Raw genomic sequence first — 2940 nt, forward strand, 5'->3', positions numbered from 1 at the left:
AATAGTAAGTTAAGTGAAGAAGAGCGCACGGTGGATGCCTTGGCACTAGGAGCCGATGAAGGACGGGACAAACACCGAAATGCTTCGGGGAGCTGTAAGTAAGCTTTGATCCGGAGATATCCGAATGGGGAAACCCGCTGTCCGTAATGGGGCAGTATCCTTATCTGAATCCATAGGATAAGGAAGGCAACCCGGGGAACTGAAACATCTCAGTACCCGGAGGAAGAGAAAGCAAACGCGATTTCCTGAGTAGCGGCGAGCGAAACGGAATGTAGCCCAAACCAAAAGGCTTGCCTTTTGGGGTTGTAGGACACTCTATACGGAGTTACAAAAAAATAAGGTAGACGAAGAGGTCTGGAAAGGCCCGCCAAAGAAGGTAACAGCCCTGTAATTGAAACTTTATTTTCTCCAGAGTGGATCCTGAGTACGGCGGAACACGTGAAATTCCGTCGGAATCCGGGAGGACCATCTCCCAAGGCTAAATACTCCCTAGTGACCGATAGTGAACCAGTACCGTGAGGGAAAGGTGAAAAGCACCCCGGAAGGGGAGTGAAAGAGATCCTGAAACCGTGTGCTTACAAGTAGTCGGAGCCCGTTAATGGGTGACGGCGTGCCTTTTGTAGAATGAACCGGCGAGTTACGATCCCATGCAAGGTTAAGCAGATGATGCGGAGCCGCAGCGAAAGCGAGTCTGAATAGGGCGTTATATAGTATGTGGTCGTAGACCCGAAACCGTGTGATCTACCCATGTCCAGGGTGAAGGTAAGGTAACACTTACTGGAGGCCCGAACCCACGCACGTTGAAAAGTGCGGGGATGAGGTGTGGGTAGCGGTGAAATGCCAATCGAACACGGAGATAGCTGGTTCTCTCCGAAATAGCTTTAGGGCTAGCCTTAAGTAATAGAGTCTTGGAGGTAGAGCACTGATTGGACTAGGGGCCCTCATCGGGTTACCGAATTCAGTCAAACTCCGAATGCCAATGACTTAAACTTAGGAGTCAGACTGCGGGTGATAAGGTTCGTAGTCGAGAGGGAAACAGCCCAGACCGCCAGCTAAGGTCCCAAAGTATACGTTAAGTGGAAAAGGATGTGGAGTTGCTTAGACAACCAGGATGTTGGCTTAGAAGCAGCCACCATTTAAAGAGTGCGTAATAGCTCACTGGTCGAGTGACTCTGCGCCGAAAATATACCGGGGCTAAACGTATCACCGAAGCTGCGGATTGTACCGTAGGTACAATGGTAGGAGAGCGTTCTAAGTGCAGCGAAGTCAGATCGTAAGAACTGGTGGAGCGCTTAGAAGTGAGAATGCCGGTATGAGTAGCGAAAGACAAGTGAGAATCTTGTCCACCGAATGCCTAAGGTTTCCTGAGGAAGGCTCGTCCGCTCAGGGTTAGTCGGGACCTAAGCCGAGGCCGAAAGGCGTAGGCGATGGAAAACAGGTTGACATTCCTGTACCACCTTCTTTTTGTTTGAGCGAAGGGGTGACGCAGTAGGATAGGGAAAGCGTGCGACTGGAAGTGCACGTCCAAGCAGTGAGAGTGATGTGTAGGCAAATCCGCACATCAGAAGCTCAAGCTGTGATGGGGAGGGAAACTTAGTACCGAAGTTCCTGATTTCACACTGCCAAGAAAAGCCTCTAGTGAGAAAAGTGGTGCCCGTACCGCAAACCGACACAGGTAGGCGAGGAGAGAATCCTAAGGTGAGCGGGATAACTCTCGTTAAGGAACTCGGCAAAATGACCCCGTAACTTCGGGAGAAGGGGTGCTCGTTCAGGTGACTGGATGAGCCGCAGTGAAAAGGCCCAAGCGACTGTTTATCAAAAACACAGGTCTCTGCGAAGCCGAAAGGCGAAGTATAGGGGCTGACACCTGCCCGGTGCTGGAAGGTTAAGGGGAAAGGTTAGTTCTTCGGAGCGAAGCTTAGAACCGAAGCCCCAGTAAACGGCGGCCGTAACTATAACGGTCCTAAGGTAGCGAAATTCCTTGTCGGGTAAGTTCCGACCCGCACGAAAGGTGCAACGACTTGGGCACTGTCTCAACGAGAGACCCGGTGAAATTATACTATGCGTGAAGATGCGCATTACCCGCGACAGGACGGAAAGACCCCGTGGAGCTTTACTGTAGCCTGATATTGAATGTTGGTACAGCTTGTACAGGATAGGTGGGAGCCTGAGAAACCGGAGCGCTAGCTTCGGTGGAGGCGTCGGTGGGATACCACCCTGGCTGTACGGACATTCTAACCCAGGACCGTGATCCGGTTCGGAGACAGTGTCAGGTGGGCAGTTTGACTGGGGCGGTCGCCTCCTAAAGAGTAACGGAGGCGCCCAAAGGTTCCCTCAGAATGGTTGGAAATCATTCGTAGAGTGTAAAGGCAGAAGGGAGCTTGACTGCGAGACCTACAAGTCGAGCAGGGACGAAAGTCGGGCTTAGTGATCCGGCGGTGCCGTATGGAAGGGCCGTCGCTCAACGGATAAAAGCTACCCCGGGGATAACAGGCTTATCTCCCCCAAGAGTCCACATCGACGGGGAGGTTTGGCACCTCGATGTCGGCTCATCGCATCCTGGGGCTGTAGTCGGTCCCAAGGGTTGGGCTGTTCGCCCATTAAAGCGGTACGCGAGCTGGGTTCAGAACGTCGTGAGACAGTTCGGTCCCTATCCGTCGTGGGCGTTGGAAATTTGAGAGGAGCTGTCCTTAGTACGAGAGGACCGGGATGGACACACCGCTGGTGTACCAGTTGTTCCGCCAGGGGCATAGCTGGGTAGCTACGTGTGGAAGGGATAAGTGCTGAAAGCATCTAAGCATGAAGCCCCCCTCTAGATGAGATTTCCCATCATTTTAAATGAGTAAGATTCCTCAGAGACGATGAGGTAGATAGGTCCGAGGTGGAAGCGTGGTGACACGTGCAGCTGACGGATACTAATCAATCGAGGACTTAACTTAA

At 52.2% G+C, this 2940-nt stretch carries 1 rRNA gene; it reads left to right on the forward strand.

Annotation, left to right across the window (positions count from 1 at the left end):
- Positions 1-7 precede the first annotated feature (7 nt).
- Positions 8-2939, forward strand: a 23S ribosomal RNA gene (locus HNQ94_RS19385).
- The last annotated feature ends 1 nt before the right edge of the window (position 2940 follow it).

Origin of the sequence: Salirhabdus euzebyi, assembly GCF_014207435.1 — a bacterium.
GTDB classification, from domain to species: Bacteria; Bacillota; Bacilli; order Bacillales; family Alkalibacillaceae; genus Salirhabdus; species Salirhabdus euzebyi.